The sequence below is a fragment of the Streptomyces atroolivaceus genome, assembly GCF_000717025.1.
GTDB classification, from domain to species: Bacteria; Actinomycetota; Actinomycetes; order Streptomycetales; family Streptomycetaceae; genus Streptomyces; species Streptomyces atroolivaceus.
In genome coordinates, this window is the sequence record NZ_JNXG01000005.1 from 117,535 (window position 1) to 133,524 (window position 15,990).

Genomic DNA, 15,990 nt, shown 5'->3' on the forward strand with positions numbered 1-15,990 from the left:
GCCCCGCGAGCTGGGACAATGAGCGCATGATCGATGCACGGCGGCTGCGCATCCTCCGTGCCGTGGCCGACCACCGCACGGTGACCGCCGCGGCCGCCGCGCTGTACCTGACCCCCTCCGCGGTCTCCCAGCAGCTCGCTGCCCTGGAGCAGGAGACCGGCCACCGGCTGGTCGAGCGCGGGGCGCGGGGTGCCCGGCTGACCGCGGCGGGGGAGATCCTGCTGACCCACGCCAACGCGGTCCTCGCCCAGCTCGAGCGGGCGGAGGCGGAGCTCGCCGACTACAGCGCCGGCGTCGCGGGGACGGTCACCGTCGCCGCGTTCGCCACGGGCATCGGGCTCGTCCTCGCGCCCGCGATCGCCGAGCTCACCCGTACCGCACCGGGTATCCGGGTGCGGGTGCAGGACGCCGAGGGCGACGCGAGCGTGCCCATGGTGCTGGACCGCCAGGTCGATGTGGCGGTCGCCGTCGAATACCGGGGCGCGCCCGGCGACGACGACCGGCGGCTGACCCGGGTGCCGCTGTACTCCGAGCCCTTCGACGCGGTGCTGCCGGTCGGTCACCGGCTCGCGGGCCAGGAGCACGTGGCCGTAGCCGATCTCGCCAAGGACACGTGGATCGGTCCGTACCCCGGCAATCCCTGCCACGACGTGGTGGTCCTGGCCTGCGAGTACGCCGGATTCGAGCCCCTGCTGGAGCACTCGTCGGACGACTTCCACGCCGTGGTCGCCCTGGCCGGGGCGGGTGCAGGGGTGGCGCTGGTGCCCCGCTCGGCGCTGCGTGGCACGGAGCGCGACCGGGTCGTCGTGCGGCCGGTGGAGGGCGTCGCCCCGACCCGGCGGGTCTTCGCCGCGGTACGGCAGGGAGGCGAGGGACACCCGCTGATCAAGCCGGTCCTGGAAGCGCTGCGGGTGGCCGCCGGGCCTGCGTAGACCGGGCGGTGACCGTTCGGGAAGGGCGATGCTCAGGCCGGCTGCAACAGGTCCCACCGGTTGCCGTAGAGGTCCTCGAACACCGCCACGGAGCCGTACACCTCGTGCCGCGGTTCCTCCAGGAAGCGGACCCCGGCGGCCCGCATCCGCTCGTGGTCGCCCGCGAAGTCCTCCGTGTGCAGGAAGAAGCCGACCCTGCCGCCCGTCTGCGCCCCGACGCTCGCGCGCTGCGCCTCGTCCTTGGCGCGCGCCAGCAGCAGGCCCGCGCCCGTGGAGCCTCGCGGCCGTACGACGACCCAGCGGGAGCCGTCGCCCCGGTCCGTGTCCTCCATCAGCTCGAATCCGAGGGCACCGGTGTAGAAGGAGACGGCCTCGTCGTAGTCGTGGACGACCAGGGTGGCCAGGGCGATGTGGGACATGGGGATCCTCGTCCTCGGCGTGCGGACACGGTGAGCGTTATACGTAACACTAACGCCTGCCCGGCTGGTGCGGGGACAATGCCCGCCATGGAGACCAGCGACCTCGCCGTGCTCACGGACCGCGCCCGCGGGCTCGCCGCCGCCGGCGGCCCCCGCATCCTCGGCATCGCGGGAGCGCCCGGCGCCGGGAAATCCACCCTGGCCGCCCGGATCGTCGAGCGGCTCGAAGGCCGCGCGGTCCTCGTCCCGATGGACGGCTTCCACCTGGCCGGTGCGGAGCTGGAGCGCCTCGGCCGGGCCGACCGCAAGGGCGCCCCCGACACCTTCGACGCCGCCGGATACGCGGCCTTGCTCCGTCGGCTGCGCCACCCCGAAGGCCCGGACCCGGTGTACGCGCCCGCCTTCGACCGGGCCCTGGAGGAGCCGGTCGCCGGGTCGGTGTGTGTCCCCGTGGACACCCCCCTCGTCGTGACCGAGGGCAACTACCTTCTGCTGGACGAGGGGCCCTGGGCGCCGGTGCGCGGACTGCTGGACGAGGTGTGGTTCGTGGACGCCGATCCGGCGCTGCGGGTGAGCAGGCTCGTCGACCGGCACGTGCGGTTCGGCAAGCCCCGCCCGTACGCCGAGCGCTGGGTCGCCGGGTCCGACGAGCGCAACGCCCGGCTGGTCGAGCCGCACCGCGACCGCGCCGACCTCGTCGTACGTCTTCGCTGAACAGGGTGCGGCACGCCCCGAACCGCTCGCGTCCACCCGCGAGGACGGGCAGGATGCCGATAGCCGCGTCGCCCCGCCAGGAGGTACTCATGCCCAGCAACGACCAGCCCGTGCCCTTCACCGCCGACGACTACCGGGCCAGGATGACCCGCGCGGCCGAGTCCGCCGATGCCGCGGGCCTGGCCGGTGTCCTCGTGGCCCCGGGGCCCGACATGGTCCACCTCACCGGCTACCGGCCGACCGCGGACACCGAGCGCCTCACCCTGCTCGTCCTCAGGGCGGGCCACGAGCCCGTCCTCGTGGTCCCCGCCCTCGAAGCGGCGGACGCCGCGCGCGCGGTGGGCGCCCCCGCGCTCACCCTGCGGGACTGGACCGACGCCGCGAACCCGTACACCCTGACCGCCGGTCTGCTCCATGCCAAGGGCCGCTTCGGGATCAGCGACAACGCCTGGGCGCTGCACCTGCTGGCGCTGCGCAAGCTCCTCCCCGACACCTCCTACGCCTCGCTCACCGAGGCGCTGCCGATGCTGCGCGCCGTCAAGGACACGGCCGAACTGGAACGGCTCGCCGCCGCGGGGGCCGCCGCCGACGCGACGTACGAGGAGATCCTGAAGGTCCGCTTCTCCGGCCGCCGGGAGAGCGACGTGGCCGCCGACCTGGCCGCACTCCTCACCGAACACGGGCACTCCCAGGTCGACTTCACCGTCGTCGGCTCCGGTCCCAACGGCGCGAACCCGCACCACGAGGCGGGCGCCCGCACCATCGAGCAGGGCGACATGGTCGTCCTGGACTTCGGCGGACTGATGCACGGCTACGGATCCGACACCTCCCGGACGGTCCACGTCGGCGAACCCACCGCCGAGGAGCAGCGGGTCCACGACGTCGTACGGGAGGCACAGGACGCCGGCTGCAAGGCCGTCCGGCCCGGAGCCGCGTGCCAGGACGTCGACCGGGCGGCCCGCGCCGTCATCACCGAATTCGGCTACGGCGAACGGTTCATCCACCGCACGGGCCACGGCATCGGCGTGACCACCCATGAACCGCCCTACATGATCGAGGGCGAGGAGCAGCCGCTCGTGCCCGGGATGTGCTTCTCCGTGGAGCCGGGCATCTATCTGCCCGGACGCTTCGGCGTCCGCATCGAGGACATCGTCACGGTCACGGGGAACGGGGGCAGGCGGCTGAACACCACCGCTCGCGAACTGGCGGTCGTCGAGTAGGGCCCGCCCTCAGTCCTGCGGCTCGCGGTCGCGGAACCGGTGCAGTACGTCGTAGGGGTAGGGCAGTGGCCGTTCGCTCGCCCCGTCCAGACGCGCCGCCTGGTCCGGCGTCAGCTCCCAGCCCGTGGCGCCGAGGCTGTCGGTCAGCTGCCCGGACGTGCGCGCCCCGACGATCGGTGCCGTGACGCCTGGGCGTCCGAGCAGCCAGCGCAGGGCCACCTGCGCCGGCGTGCGCCCGGCCTCGTCCGCGACCGCGACGACCGCCTCGACGACCCGCCACGTCTCCTCGTTGTCCCTTTCCCGCCAGGCCTCGCGGCCCAGCTCCGTCTGGTAGCGGGCCTCGCGGGTGCCGGGCTCGGCGGCGGTCATTCCCCGCCGGTACTTTCCCGTCAGCCAGCCGCCCTGGAGCGGGCTCCAGGGGATGACGCCGATGCCCTCCGCCAGACTCACGGGGACGAGCTCCCACTCGACCTCGCGCGCCAGCAGGTTGTAGAGCGGCTGGAGGCTGACGTAGGGCTCCCAGCCGTTGCGGTGCGCCAGGTCCTGGGAGCGCTGGAGCTGGGACGCGGACAGGTTGCTCGCACCCAGATAACGCACCTTGCCCGCCTTGACCAGCGTGTCGAGCGTGGAGAGCGTCTCCTCCACCGGTGTCGTCGCGTCCCACACATGTGTCTGATAGAGGTCGACGTAGTCCGTGCCGAGCCGGCGCAGGCTCTCCTCGACGGCCCGCACGATGTGCTTGCGGCTCAGCCCGCCCGCGTTCGGCGCCTCGCCCATCGTGCCGAACACCTTGGTAGCGATGACGAGTCCGTCCCTGTGGCGGCCCTTCAGCCAGCGGCCGACGATCTCCTCGGAGACGCCCTTGTTGTAGACGTCCGCGGTGTCGATGAACGTCCCGCCGGCCTCCGTGAAGGTGTCGAGTACGCGGTGTGCCTCGGTCTCGTCGGTGTCCTGGCCGAACGTCATGGTGCCGAGGCACAGTTCGCTGACACGCAGGCCTGAACGGCCCAGAAAACGCTGCTTCATGATTTCCCTCTGTCCGGTCTCCAGCACTCGCCGTGACTGTAGGAGTTGAAGTGCACACGAAGGCAAGGGAGTTGTTCAGTCGTCGGCGAGTACGACACACGATTCCGGCGGCAGGTGCAGCACTCCGTCGGCACCGGGAGCCTCGGCCGGCTCCCAGGCGGCCAGTACCCTTCCCCCTCCGGCCCGGTGACGACCGGCGCCCAGCGGAATGGCGGCGGGCTTCCCGGAAAGGTTGACCGCGATCCGAAGGTCGCCGCGTCGGCAGGCGATCCAGCGGGCTTCCTCGTCGAAGGCCGTCCTCACCGAGGCCAGGTCCGGATCGGAGAGGTCCGGCAGGGCGCGGCGCAGGGTGATCAGCTCGCGGTGCCAGGCGCGCAGCCGGCCGTGGGGCTCGCGCTCCGGCTCGCTCCAGTCGAGGCAGGAGCGGTTCCTGGTGGCCGGGTCCTGCGGATCGGGGATGTCCCCCTCGGCCCACCCGTGTGCCGCGAACTCCCTCCGCCTGCCGTCACGCACGGCGCGGGCGAGCTCCGGGTCGGTGTGGTCGGTGAAGAACTGCCACGGGGTGCGGGCTCCCCACTCCTCGCCCATGAAGAGCATCGGGGTGAACGGCCCGGTGAGGACGAGGGCCGCCGCGCACGCCTGGAGCCCGGGGGAGAGCCCGGCGGCGAGCCGGTCGCCGAGGGCGCGGTTGCCGATCTGGTCGTGGGTCTGGGCGTAGCCGACGAAACGGTGGGCGGGCGTCCGGGTGACGTCGACGGGGCGGCCGTGCGTGCGGCTCCGGAAGCTGGAGTACGTACCGTCGTGGAAGAACGCCCTGGTCACGGTCTTGGCGAGGGCGGCAAGCGGGGCTGTCGCGAAGTCGGCGTAGTAGCCCTGGGACTCCCCGGTGAGCGCGGTGTGCAGGGCATGGTGGAAGTCGTCGTTCCACTGGGCGTGCAGCCCGATGCCGCCCTCCGGGCGCGGAGTCGTCGTACGGGGGTCGCAGAGGTCGGACTCCGCGATCAGGCCGAGGGGCCGGCCGAGCTCCGAGGCGAGGGTGTCGACGGCTGTGGAGAGCTCCTCCAGGAAGGTGAGTGCCCGCCCGTCGGCGAGCGCGTGGACGGCGTCCAGCCGCAGGCCGTCCAGGCGGTAGTCCCGCAGCCAGGCGAGCGCACTGCCCAGCAGATAGGCGCGGACCTCGTCCGATCCGGGGGCGTCGAGGTTGACGGCCGAGCCCCAGGGGGTGTGGTGCGTGTCCGTGAAGTACGGGCCGAAGGCCGGGAGGTGGTTGCCCGAGGGCCCCAGGTGGTTGTGGACCACGTCCAGGAGGACGGCGAGACCCAGCCCGTGCGCCGTGTCGACAAAGCGCTTCAATCCGTCCGGACCGCCGTAGGGCTCGTGCACCGCCCAGAGGGACACTCCTTCGTACCCCCACCCGTGTGTTCCCGGGAAGGGGCAGACGGGCATGAGCTCCACATGGGTGATGCCGAGGTCCACGAGGTGGCCGAGCCGTTCGGCGGCGGCGTCGAAGGTGCCCGCCTCCGTGAACGTACCGACGTGCAGTTCGTACAGGACCGCGCCCGGCAGCCCGCGCCCGGCCCAGGCGGTACGCCAGTCGTACGCGGCGTGGTCGACGACGGCACTCTCGCCGTCGGGCCCGTCCGGCTGGCGGCGGGAGCGCGGATCGGGCAGCACGGGCCCGTCGTCGAGCGAGAAGCCGTAACGGTCACCGTCCGCCGCCTCGGCCTCCGCCGTCCACCAGCCCGCGCGCAGCGGGTCGCGCTCCATCGGCAGGCGCCCGCCCGCCACGCACAGCAGGGCCGACCCGGCCTCAGGGGCCCACACCTCGAACTGCATCCATCACTCCTCGTCCATGAACCGGATGCCTCGCCGGAGGCTCCATGATCGGCGGAATTCGCACGCACGGCCCCGGGACACTGGAGCGAGCCCGTAAGTGGCGATTAAGGTCTGGTCCTGATCATTGCCCTACCGGCTTCGGCTCATTCGTGAGGAGCCCGGGCAGTAACACGAGGTCCCTCTTACGGCTGCTGGAGGCCGAGATGACCGTGCCGACCTTCCCACCCGGCTTCCTGTGGGGCGCCTCCGCCTCCGCTTTCCAGACGGAGGGGGCCTTCGACGCCGACGGCAAAGGGCCCTCCGGCTGGGACGCGTTCGCCGCCCAGCCCGGCCGGATCAAGGACGGCACCGACACCACCCGGGGCACCGGCTTCCACGAGCACTACCGTGAGGACGTCGCCCTGCTCGCCGGGCTCGGCGCGGACGCCTTCCGCTTCTCCATCAGCTGGCCCCGGGTCGTGCCCGGTGGCAGCGGCTCGCTCAACCCCGCAGGACTGGACTTCTACGACCGGCTCGTCGACGAACTCTGCGCCCACGGCATCATCCCGGCCCCGACCCTCTACCACTGGGACACCCCGCTCCCGCTGGACGAGGCGGGCGGCTGGCTCAACCGGGACACCGCCTACCGCTTCGCCGAGTACGCGGGCATCGTGGCCGAACGCCTCGCCGACCGGGTCCCCATGTGGATCACCATCAACGAGCCGGCCGAGGTCACGATGCTCGGCTACGCGCTCGGCGAGCACGCCCCCGGCCGCACGCTCCTCTTCGACGCGCTCCCGGCCGCCCACCACCAGCTGCTCGCCCACGGGCTGGCCGTACGGGCCCTGCGCGCCGCAGGCGCCGGCAACATCGGCGTCGCGCTCTCGCACACCCCCGTCTGGACGGCGGGGGACTCCGACGAGGACCGCATGGGAGCGCAGATCTACGACACCCTGACCAACTGGCTGTTCGCCGACCCGGTCCTCACCGGCCGCTATCCCGACGAAGGCTTCGCCGCACTGATGCCGGGGCCGGTCGAGGACGACCTCAAGGTCATCTCCGTGCCTCTCGACTGGTACGGCGTCAACTACTACAACCCGACGCTCGTGGGCGCCCCCAGGCCCGGAGCGCTCGACTCCTTCTCCGGTTACTCGATGCCGGCCGGTCTCCCCTTCGGGATCAGGGAGATCGAGGGCTACGACACCACCGACTTCGGCTGGCCCGTCGTCCCCCAGGGGCTCGCCGAGACGCTCGGTCAGCTGAGGGACCGCTTCGGCGACCGGCTGCCGCCCGTCTACATCACGGAGAACGGCTGCGCCGTCGACGAGCCCGTCGCCGACGGCCGTCGCATCGCCTTCCTGGAAGGGCACCTGGAGGCGCTGCGTACGGCCATCGACGCGGGCGTCGACGTGCGTGGCTACTTCACCTGGTCACTGACCGACAACGTCGAATGGACCGAGGGTGCCAGCAAGCGGTTCGGCCTGGTCCACATCGACTACGAGACCCTGCGGCGGACCCCGAAGGAGTCCTACGCCTGGTACCGCGACGTGATCCGCGCCCAGCGCACGGGAGGCACCCACGAACCGGCGCTCACACCAGGTGAACGCGCTCCTGGGTGATGCGGTGGCCCGCCCGGGCGAACGCGGTGGCCATCGGCACGTTGCCCCGGTCCGTAGCGCCCGCGACGGCCGTGGCACCCTCACCGGCGAGGAAGCGGGTGCACTCGACGAGCAGGTCGTAGCCGTAGCCGTGCCCCCGTGCCTCGGGGACCACGCCGATGAAGCCGATGCACGGGCCGCCCGGATTGCGGGCGGGCACATGGATGCCCGCGAGTGCGCCGTCGGGGGTGTGGGCGAGCTGCCACCAGGAGCGGGGCGAGGGGCACCAGTTGAAGAAGTCCAGTTCCTCCTGGGCGGCCTGCTCCAGACCGCCCGGGCCCTCGATGGCGCGCCGGGCGTGGGCGTCCAGCGTCTCGGAGTGGACCCGGCGCAGCACATCGAGGATCACCGCGTCGTCCGGCTCCTCGCGGAAGACCAGCCGCCCGGGCCGTTCGGGCAGGCCGTCCGCGGGCGTCCACTCGTAGCGGTAACGCTCGACCAGCGGCTTCATCCCGGCCGCCTCCGCCGCCGCGATCCGCGCGGAGGCCGCCGCGCGCACCTCGGGCACCTCCCGCCAGCCCGGCGGCACGATCAGTTCGTACTCGACGGACCACGGGGCACGGCGGAGCAGTTCGGCGCCCGCCGCGTCCTCGCCGTCGGCGAAGTCGAAGTGGTTGAGCAAGACGGGTTCGGTGTCCTCGGGCCCGCCCCACCAGGCTGCCCGGGCGACGACGACGCCGTCGCGCAGGGCCACCCAGGTCCACTCGGGGCGGTACTCACCGCCTTCCTGCACGGTGGCGTAGCGGTGGCCGAACGCGGCACGGCCGACGAGCGAGGGGCCCTGCAGGGAATCGAAGAGATGTCCGTCGCTCCTGGTGAGCGGACGGATGACCGGAACGGTCATGGCGGTGTCCTCCGGGACTCGGTGACGCGATGCGAGCGCCCCCGGTCAGACCGGGTCCGACACCGTCCTGCGGACGGGGCGGGAGCGCGTGAACGTGGTGCTGCGGGTGCTGCCGAGGTCACGCACGTGTCTCGCCTCCTTCCCTGTCCGGGTGGATGTCCGGGAGCCGACGCTACGGGCTCCGGCACGTCACGTCCACCGGTTTACGGCTGGTCCCACACCATGTCGAAAGCACGCTCGAAGTTGACGTAGCCGAGCCGCTCGAAGGACTTCGCCATCGGGACGTTGCCGAGGTCGGTCGCGGCCCTGATGCGTTCCACGTCCTGCGCCGCGAGCACGCGGGTGCCCTCGGCCAGGATGTCGTCGATGTAGCCGCGCCCCCGGTGCACCGGCAGTACGCCGATGTAGGCGATCATCGGGTGGTAGTTGTTGCGCGCCGGAATGACGAAGCCCACCGGCTCCCCGCCGGGCAGCTCGGCGATCCGCCACCACTCCTGCGGCGTCCTGAGGCCGGCGAACTCCTCGTCGTACTGCTTCTCCGCGGCATCGCGGGCACTCAGCCCGGACGCCAGGTCCTGCTGTCCGTGCGCGTCCAGCGTGCCCTCCATCACCGGGGTCATCAGCGCGACGAGGTCCTCGCGTCCGGTGACCGGGCGGAACACCAGCCGGCCGGTGTCCTCGGGCACCGGCGTCCCCGCCCGCCACTCCAGGCGCAGCCGCTCGACCAGCATCCGGGCGCCGCTCGCCTCCATGACCCGTGTCCGGGCCTCCACGGCATCGCGGGCGACGGGGTCCTCGCGCCAGTCCGGCGGGACGAACCGGCCGTACTCCGGCCGGGCGGCCCCGGCGGGGACGACCGCGGCCGTCGCCTTCTCCAGCAACTCCAGCCCGATCGCGCCGCGTTCCGGCTCCGGCAGGGTGTCGTCCAGGTCGAAGAAGTCCAGGAACTGAGGACTGCCGCCTTCCTCCCCCGTCCACCAGGAGAGCCGGCCGACGACTCGCCGGCCGCGCAGGGCCACCCACATCCAGTCGGGGCGACGGCGCCCTGTGGCGAGGTCGTCGGCGAGCTCGTGGTCGAGCACGTAGGAAAGGCGGCAGAAGAGACCGAGTTCGTCCGCCCCGGTGAGCGGACGGATGGTCAGTTCCGATGGTGCAGGAATCACGGAGTCTCCTCGACGGGGTGCCGCGCGCGGTGGCGGCGGCCCGTGACGATAGCAACCGCACGGCGCCCAGCGGGCGGTATTTCCCCACTGCCACGCAGGTCAGGCGGGCCGGAAACGGGCATCGTCTGGACACCCCGGGCCTGTCGGGCCGACAATCGGTGCTGTGACGTCCTCCTTCGAGCCCTACACGTATCCCGCGCGGCTGTCGGACGCCCAGCGCGACCGTGTTCTCGGTGTGCTCAGAGACGGCGCCGCGCAGGGCAAGCTCTCCCATGACACCTTCCTGCGGCGCATGGAACTGGCCCTGACGGCCCGGCGCCCGGAAGAACTGGCGGCGCTCACCTCCGACCTGGAGTCCGGCGGGCGCTGGTCCCGCGGCCTGTTCCGCGCGGTGGGCGGGGTCTCCGCCTTCCCGGCCCGGGTGCGCAGGGCATGGCAGTCCGAGCGGCTTCCCCGGCTCCTGCTGCCCGTGCCCGGTCCGCACCCGCTGCGCATAGGCCGAGACCCGGGCAACGGACTCCGGCTCAGCCACGAGACGGTTTCGCGGCTGCACGCCGAGCTGACCGCGCACGGCAGCCGGTGGATCCTGCGCGACCTGGGCTCGACGAACGGCACGTGCGTCAACGGCCAGCGGGTCGTCGGATCGGTCGTGGTCCGCGACGGCGACCAGGTCAGCTTCGGCCGGATGACCTTCCGGCTCACGGCGTCGCTGCCGGTACCCCCGGTCTGAGGACGAGCCGCGTCCGCACCCCGGCCGGTGCGGACGAAGCGCCGTTCCTCGCGACCGGCCCGGCACGGCAAGGGCCGCGGTGCCGTCCCGGACGACGCCCCGTCAGGACGTCGCCGGTCACGGCACCGGCGCGTCAGCCGGCCAGGGTGAACGCCTGAGCGGCGGAACCGTCGCACGGCTGCTGGGAGAGCCTGGCGCCGTCGGCGGTCGACGATCCCTCCACCGTCAGGCACTTGCCGCTGTGACGGGCGGTGAAACGGTACTGCCCGCCGCCGCCGGCGGACTCGGGCTTCCACTGCTGGTTGCTTCCGCCCCCGTATGTCCACAGGTGGACCCTGGTGCCGTTGCCGGTGGCACCCGCACCGCCGTCGACGTCCCACGCCTTGGCGTTGTGCCGGTTGACGACCTGGTAGGTGCCGTCGCCGGCGGGGCGGAACTGCCAGCTCTGGTTGGCGCCGGTTCCACAGGCCCATTGCTGGAGCGGGGTGCCGTCGGCGGTACCCCAGTCGGCGGCGTCCAGGCACGCACCGCTGTTGCTGTTCCTCACCTGGTACCAGGTGCTCGGGTCGATCGAGCCGGCGGGCGGGTCGGTGGTGCCGCCCGTGCCGTCCCAGACGAAGGTGGCGACCGCGCCGGCGGGCAGGGTGTAGGCGAGGGACCTGCCGCTGTCGGTCAGTGAGAGCCGCTGTGCACCGGAAGCCGTGTTGACCACGTAGGCGGCGCGGCTGCCGTCGGGGTTCTGGAAGGCGACGTTCTGCACGCCGCCGCCGCCCTGGCTGGTGGAGCCGATGCGGGTGGCACCGGCCTTGACGAACTTGCTGACGTGGCCGAGGACGTAGTACTCGGCGTTGCGGCTGACGTTGCCGTCTCCGATCTCGACGACACCGTTGCACCGGTTGCCGCAGCCACCCTGGTGGGGCCCGCCGTTCCGGTCGAGGGCGAGATTCCAGTTGATGACGGTCTCACCGCCGTTGCGCATGTTCTGCACGACGAGGTTCTCGGCGTGCCACCGCAGTGTGTCGGCGAAGGTCGTGCCCGGGGTGGCGCTGTCGGTGCCCGAGCACTCGGTGAAGAAGACGCGCTTGCCCGCGTCGACGACCCGCTGCTGGGCCGAGGGGGCTCCGCCGTAACAGTGGAAGGCGGCGCCGATCACCCGGTTGATGCCCCGGGTCCCGTCGAAGACCTCGACCGGGTAGTTCGGATGGTCCCAGTTGTGGTCGTACGCCAGGAGGCTGGTGGGCAGACCGGCAGCGGTGAGAGTCCGGTCGAGCACCTTGAAGAACTCCGCCTGCTGGGCCGACGTCATGGTCATCGACGGATACGAGGCCGCGAACTCCGGTTCGTTCTGCGCGGTCAGATCGGTCAGGACGATGCCTTCCTGGCCGTACGCCCGGATGGCCTTGACCAGGTAGTCGGCGTAGTCCTGGTGGCTCTCGGTCCTCAGACTGCCGCCGACGAGTGAGTTGTTGGTCTTCATCCAGGCGGGCGGGGACCAGGGAGAGCCCATGAAGCGGATGGCGGGGTTGATGCCGGTGGCCTGCTTCAGCACCGGGATGATCTCGCTCCTGTCGCGGGCGATGGAGAAGACGCCGCGGGTGTCCTCGTAGCTGTGGAAGCCGCCGGCGGCGTTGAAGTCGGAGTCACCCAACGGCTGACGCAGGTAGTTGAGGCCGATGCCGTCGCTGGTGGAGAACAGCGATCTCATCAGCTCGTCGCGCTTGTCCTGGGGAAGGCTCCGGATGAGGTGCGCGGAGGCTCCGGTCACCGAGGCGCCGGCACCGGTGAACCTCTGGCCCTTGCTGCCGGCGTCGATGCGTATGTCGACGGGCTGGGGCGTGGAGGTGAAGGGAAGGCTGCCGTCGGCGGCCAGTTTCCTGCTGCCGTCCGGAGTGGTGATCCATACCTGGGCGGTGGGGCCGGCGGCCTGGGCGGCGTCGGTGCCGGGCAGGCCGAGGCCGGCGAGGGCCAGGGCCAGCGCGGCGCCTGCGGCTCCTGTCCACCGGCGGCGGGCGGGACTGAGTGGTGACATGGTGCGGCTCCTTCGGTTCGTACCTGTGCGGGTGGTCCGCGGCCGCACCCCGCCGTGTTGCTCGGCGAGGCGCGGCCGGGCGGCTTACCTGAAGGGGTGGTGCGCACGGCGGCCGGTGGCCCGTCGGTCTCACCCGGGCCGGTGGTCGCGATACCGGCGGTCAACTGCCGCCTGGATAAGGGGAGTCCGGGCGACGTCGATATGAAAACACACTCACTGAGTGGTTAGTAAGTGATGTGAGTCACTTGTTCTGCGGCGCGTGGAAGGACCGAGGACCGTGAGAGCGAGCGCGATTAGGCTGCGGCAGGTGAGTAACCCTTCAGCAGGCACACCCGCCCACAAGGCCCGTCCCCGCACCCCGCGCAGTGCGGAGGCCAAGCAGCGGCAGCAGCGCATCCTGCACATCGCGATGGACACCTTCGGCGCCCGCGGCTACAACAACGCCTCGCTCGCCGAGATCGCGGACCAGGCCGGTCTGACCCAGGCGGGCGTCCTGCACTACTTCCGGTCCAAGGCACTCCTGCTCACCAGCGTCCTCGAGCTGCGCGACCAGACGGACATCGAGCAGCTCGGAGCCGACCGGCCGCGAGGGCTCGAATTCCTGCGCCACCTGGTGGACACCGCTCTGCGCAACGCCGAACGGGAAGGCATCGTTCGGCTGTACGCCGTGCTGTCGGCCGAGTCCGTCACCGAAGACCACCCCGCCCAGACCTACTTCCGCGACCGGTACAGCGGACTGCGCGCATTCGTCGCCGATGCCCTGCGCGAGGCATGCGACCTGCCCGCCGACCGCGCGGAGCAGGCCGAGACCGCCGCCAACGCCGTCATCGCCGTCATGGACGGACTGCAGGTGCAGTGGCTGCTGTCCCCGGACGCCGTGGACATGGCAGCCTCGACCGACCTCGTGGTCAGCTCGCTGCTGACCACTCTCGCTCCCCACAGGTTCGGCCCCTCCGCGGAGCGCTGACCGCCGCCTCGCCGGGCGGGCCCCTCGTACCGCGCAGGCCGGCCTCGCGGAACGCGGGAGCCGGGACGGCCCCTCAGCCGCGGCCGGAAGCCACTCCCACCCGCGACAGAAGCGCCACCGGCCGGTCCGCGAAGAGCCGCGCCACGGTGACCACGTGCCCCGTGAACTCCCGGCCGGGCGACAACAGGTCCGTCCACGGGCCCTCGTCGGGCAGTGTCAGCTCGGTGTCGCGCCAGCCGCCGTCCTCGTCGAGCCTCAGCGACAGCCGCGTCACCGCGGTCACCACCTCGCCGGACCGGCAGAACGCCAGACAGTGCGCGGCCGCGGGGCCCCGCGCCGCCAAGGGGGCGTAGGTGCCCGACTCGCCGAAGAGTTCCGGCCGTTCCCGACGCAGGCGCAGCGCGGCCGTGGTCAGCGCGGCCTTCTCGTCGCCGCCTCCGGCGGGCCTGCTGAACGGCCGCCGGTTGTCCGGGTCGACCAGCGCGATGTACTCCCGCTCCGAGCCCTGGTACAGGTCGGGCACGCCGGGCATCGTCAGATGCACCAGCGCGGCACCCAGGATGTTGGCCCGGACGAACGGGGCGACCGTGTCCGCGAACTCGGTCATCATCGACCGCGTCCCGCCCCCGTCACTGCCCGGCCCGGCCGCAACGAAGTCGGTCACGGCCCGCTCGTACACCGGATCCGGCTCGGTCCAGCTGGTGAACAGACCGGCCTCACGCACGGACTTCAGCAGCGCGGGCTCCAGCCTGCCCGCCATCTCGCGCGCCGGAAGACCCGCGCAGCCGAACGCCGCCTGCCAGGACTGCCAGGCCAGCTGGGGGTCCGGGGCAGGCACCGAAACCGTCCGGGAGAGCTGCGCCACCAGCGAGGACCACCGCTCGGGGCACTCGGACAGGACCGCGATCCGGGCCCGTACGTCCCCGCTGCGCTTGGTGTCGTGAGTGGTCAGCACCGTGCCGGTGGCCGGCCAGTCCCTGGCCACACGGGCGCAGAAGGCGTGGAACTCCTCCGGGCTCACCGCAGGCCGTCCCGGATCACCGCCCACCTCGGTCGCCGAGATCAAGGGGACGTAGCGGTAGAACGCGGTGTCCTCCACCGACTTGGCGTGCAGCGCGGACGCCGTCTGCGCGAACCGGGCGCAGAACGCCGCGTGCTGCGGTCCGTCGCCGAGACGGCCCAGCGCCAGATCCCGCACCACGTCGACGGCGTCCGCCTCCTGTGGGACGGAGAACACCGCTCTGGCGTCCCGGACCGCCTCGGCGGGGAGCGTCGACTCGGCGATCTCGGTGAGCGGGCCGCCCGCCGTCACGTACGGCCGGTAGACGGGCACCCGCACCAGCAGCTCGCGCACCGCCGTGCGGAGTGCCCACGGCGCGTGGTCGTGCAGTGCGGGGTCCCCGGCACACGCTTCGACGGCGAGGCGGGTCAGCCACTCCGTCTCGGCTGCCAACTCATGGGTGACCACGCGGTACGCCGCACGGCGCACGGTCGCGGTCCAGTAGCCGCCACGGTCCCCGGGAGGACCGGCGAAGTCCCGGTACCGGCCGAGCAGGTCCGCCGCGCCCATCGGGTCGGTGAACAGGCCGTCGATCCGGTGGAGCGCGTCGTAGCCGGTCGTCCCCGCGACCGCCCAGCCGGCCGGCAGCGCCTCGGAACCGGTCAGGATCTTCTCGACGACCGTCCACCGTCCACCGGTGGCGTCGCTGAGCCGCCCGAGATACGCGGCCGGATCGGCCAGCCCGTCCGGGTGGTCGACGCGCAGCCCGTCGACGACTCCGTCGCGGACCAGTTCGAGAATCTTGCCGTGGGTGGCGGCGAAGACCTCGGGGTGCTCCACCCGCACACCGATCAGATCGGAGATGGTGAAGAACCGCCGGTAGTTCAGCTCCGTCCTGGCCAGTCGCCACCACGCGAGCCGGTAGTGCTGGGCCGCCAGGAGCCCGTGCAGCGGGAGGTTCTCCGTCCCCGCGCGGAGGGGGAGCTCCAGATCGCCGTAGCGGAGCACGGGTGTGCCGTCCTCCCTGGTGCCCGGCTCGAAGCCGCCGCTCTCCTCGCCCACGCGCCCCGCCAGCACGGGGAGCAGCACCTTCCCGCCGCCGGCCGCCCAGTCGATGTCGAACCAGCGGGCGTACGGGGATTCCGGGCCCTCGCGCAGCACCTCCCACAGCGGCACGTTGTGCCGGGGCGCGGCGGCCATGTGGTTCGGCACGATGTCCAGGACGATCCGGAGGCCGTGGGCGTGTGCCGTGCCGGCCAGCTCCCGCAGGCCCTCCTCGCCACCGAACTCGGCCCGCACCGTGGTGTGGTCGACGACGTCGTAACCGTGCCCGGAACCGGGCACGGCCTCCAGCACGGGGGACAGGTGCAGGTGGGAGACGCCGAGCTCGGCGAGGTACGGCACGGCGTCCGCGGCGGCGGCGAACGGGAAGTCCGGCTGGAGCTGCAGCCGGTACGTGGCGGTGGGCGTCAT

The 15,990-nt window shown here is 72.3% G+C and carries 13 protein-coding genes; 6 read left to right on the plus strand and 7 right to left on the minus strand.

Translation table 11 applies throughout. The annotated features are described in order from the left end of the window. Positions 1 to 26: 26 nt before the first annotated feature. A complete protein-coding gene (locus tag OO67_RS13760; RefSeq protein WP_033300159.1) occupies positions 27 to 932 on the plus strand; it encodes a LysR family transcriptional regulator in 906 nt (301 codons plus the stop codon). Between the two features lie 32 nt (positions 933 to 964). Here OO67_RS13760 and OO67_RS13765 read toward each other — a convergent pair whose 3' ends face one another. Beyond that, a complete protein-coding gene (locus OO67_RS13765) occupies positions 965 to 1,351 on the minus strand; it encodes a VOC family protein (protein ID WP_033300161.1) in 387 nt (128 codons plus the stop codon). A gap of 87 nt (positions 1,352 to 1,438) precedes the next feature. Between OO67_RS13765 and OO67_RS13770 the strand changes: the two genes are divergently transcribed. Both OO67_RS13770 and OO67_RS13775 read left to right on the plus strand, forming a co-directional pair. Continuing rightward, entirely contained in the window at positions 1,439 to 2,065 is a 627-nt protein-coding gene (locus OO67_RS13770) for a nucleoside/nucleotide kinase family protein (protein WP_033300163.1), read from the plus strand. Positions 2,066 to 2,154: 89 nt separating this feature from the next. Further along, positions 2,155 to 3,285 carry an aminopeptidase P family protein gene (locus OO67_RS13775; RefSeq protein WP_033300164.1) on the plus strand — a complete coding sequence of 377 codons (1,131 nt, stop codon included), beginning with the start codon at positions 2,155 to 2,157 and terminating at the stop codon, positions 3,283 to 3,285. Between the two features lie 9 nt (positions 3,286 to 3,294). Here OO67_RS13775 and OO67_RS13780 read toward each other — a convergent pair whose 3' ends face one another. Together OO67_RS13780 and treZ are read right to left on the minus strand one after the other, a co-directional pair. Then, the gene (locus OO67_RS13780) at positions 3,295 to 4,311 is read right to left on the minus strand and encodes an aldo/keto reductase (RefSeq protein WP_033300165.1); all 1,017 of its coding nucleotides are present in this window, start codon (positions 4,309 to 4,311) and stop codon (positions 3,295 to 3,297) included. 75 nt (positions 4,312 to 4,386) lie between these two features. Beyond that, positions 4,387 to 6,147 (minus strand): malto-oligosyltrehalose trehalohydrolase, encoded by a 1,761-nt coding sequence (gene treZ, locus OO67_RS13785; protein ID WP_033300166.1) that lies wholly within the window; start codon positions 6,145 to 6,147, stop codon positions 4,387 to 4,389. 203 nt (positions 6,148 to 6,350) lie between these two features. Between treZ and OO67_RS13790 the strand changes: the two genes are divergently transcribed. Next, complete coding sequence (locus OO67_RS13790) at positions 6,351 to 7,745, plus strand: GH1 family beta-glucosidase (protein ID WP_033300168.1); 1,395 nt, start codon at positions 6,351 to 6,353, stop codon at positions 7,743 to 7,745. On the opposite strand, the gene OO67_RS13795 is transcribed toward OO67_RS13790, so the two are convergent. After that, positions 7,717 to 8,628: a GNAT family N-acetyltransferase gene (locus OO67_RS13795; RefSeq protein ID WP_033300169.1), complete on the minus strand. Its 912-nt coding sequence runs from the start codon at positions 8,626 to 8,628 to the stop codon at positions 7,717 to 7,719. The two genes, OO67_RS13790 and OO67_RS13795, sit on opposite strands and share 29 nt — an antisense overlap. A gap of 203 nt (positions 8,629 to 8,831) precedes the next feature. After that, positions 8,832 to 9,791 carry a GNAT family N-acetyltransferase gene (locus OO67_RS13800; protein WP_033300170.1) on the minus strand — a complete coding sequence of 320 codons (960 nt, stop codon included), beginning with the start codon at positions 9,789 to 9,791 and terminating at the stop codon, positions 8,832 to 8,834. Between the two features lie 163 nt (positions 9,792 to 9,954). On the opposite strand from OO67_RS13800, the gene OO67_RS13805 reads away from it, so the two are divergent. Then, entirely contained in the window at positions 9,955 to 10,521 is a 567-nt protein-coding gene (locus tag OO67_RS13805) for a DUF1707 and FHA domain-containing protein (RefSeq protein WP_033300171.1), read from the plus strand. Positions 10,522 to 10,654: 133 nt separating this feature from the next. Here the strand turns inward: OO67_RS13805 and OO67_RS13810 are convergent, their stop codons facing one another. After that, a complete protein-coding gene (locus tag OO67_RS13810) occupies positions 10,655 to 12,550 on the minus strand; it encodes an RICIN domain-containing protein (protein ID WP_033300173.1) in 1,896 nt (631 codons plus the stop codon). 307 nt (positions 12,551 to 12,857) lie between these two features. Between OO67_RS13810 and OO67_RS13815 the strand changes: the two genes are divergently transcribed. Further along, a complete protein-coding gene (locus tag OO67_RS13815) occupies positions 12,858 to 13,517 on the plus strand; it encodes a TetR/AcrR family transcriptional regulator (protein WP_279626895.1) in 660 nt (219 codons plus the stop codon). Between the two features lie 73 nt (positions 13,518 to 13,590). On the opposite strand, the gene treY is transcribed toward OO67_RS13815, so the two are convergent. After that, on the minus strand, positions 13,591 to 15,990 hold the full coding sequence (gene treY / locus OO67_RS13820; protein WP_033300174.1) for a malto-oligosyltrehalose synthase: 2,400 nt from the start codon (positions 15,988 to 15,990) through the stop codon (positions 13,591 to 13,593).

Bases quoted from the DNA above. Each gene is read 5' to 3' on its own strand.
- OO67_RS13795 (WP_033300169.1), bottom strand. From the start codon at position 8,628: ATGACCGTTCCGGTCATCCGTCCGCTCACCAGGAGCGACGGACATCTC.
- treY (WP_033300174.1), bottom strand. From the start codon at position 15,990: ATGACGCCCACCGCCACGTACCGGCTGCAGCTCCAGCCGGACTTCCCG.
- OO67_RS13780 (WP_033300165.1), bottom strand. From the start codon at position 4,311: ATGAAGCAGCGTTTTCTGGGCCGTTCAGGCCTGCGTGTCAGCGAACTG.
- OO67_RS13790 (WP_033300168.1), top strand. From the start codon at position 6,351: ATGACCGTGCCGACCTTCCCACCCGGCTTCCTGTGGGGCGCCTCCGCC.
- OO67_RS13770 (WP_033300163.1), top strand. From the start codon at position 1,439: ATGGAGACCAGCGACCTCGCCGTGCTCACGGACCGCGCCCGCGGGCTC.
- OO67_RS13810 (WP_033300173.1), bottom strand. From the start codon at position 12,550: ATGTCACCACTCAGTCCCGCCCGCCGCCGGTGGACAGGAGCCGCAGGC.
- OO67_RS13775 (WP_033300164.1), top strand. From the start codon at position 2,155: ATGCCCAGCAACGACCAGCCCGTGCCCTTCACCGCCGACGACTACCGG.
- OO67_RS13760 (WP_033300159.1), top strand. From the start codon at position 27: ATGATCGATGCACGGCGGCTGCGCATCCTCCGTGCCGTGGCCGACCAC.
- treZ (WP_033300166.1), bottom strand. From the start codon at position 6,147: ATGCAGTTCGAGGTGTGGGCCCCTGAGGCCGGGTCGGCCCTGCTGTGC.
- OO67_RS13765 (WP_033300161.1), bottom strand. From the start codon at position 1,351: ATGTCCCACATCGCCCTGGCCACCCTGGTCGTCCACGACTACGACGAG.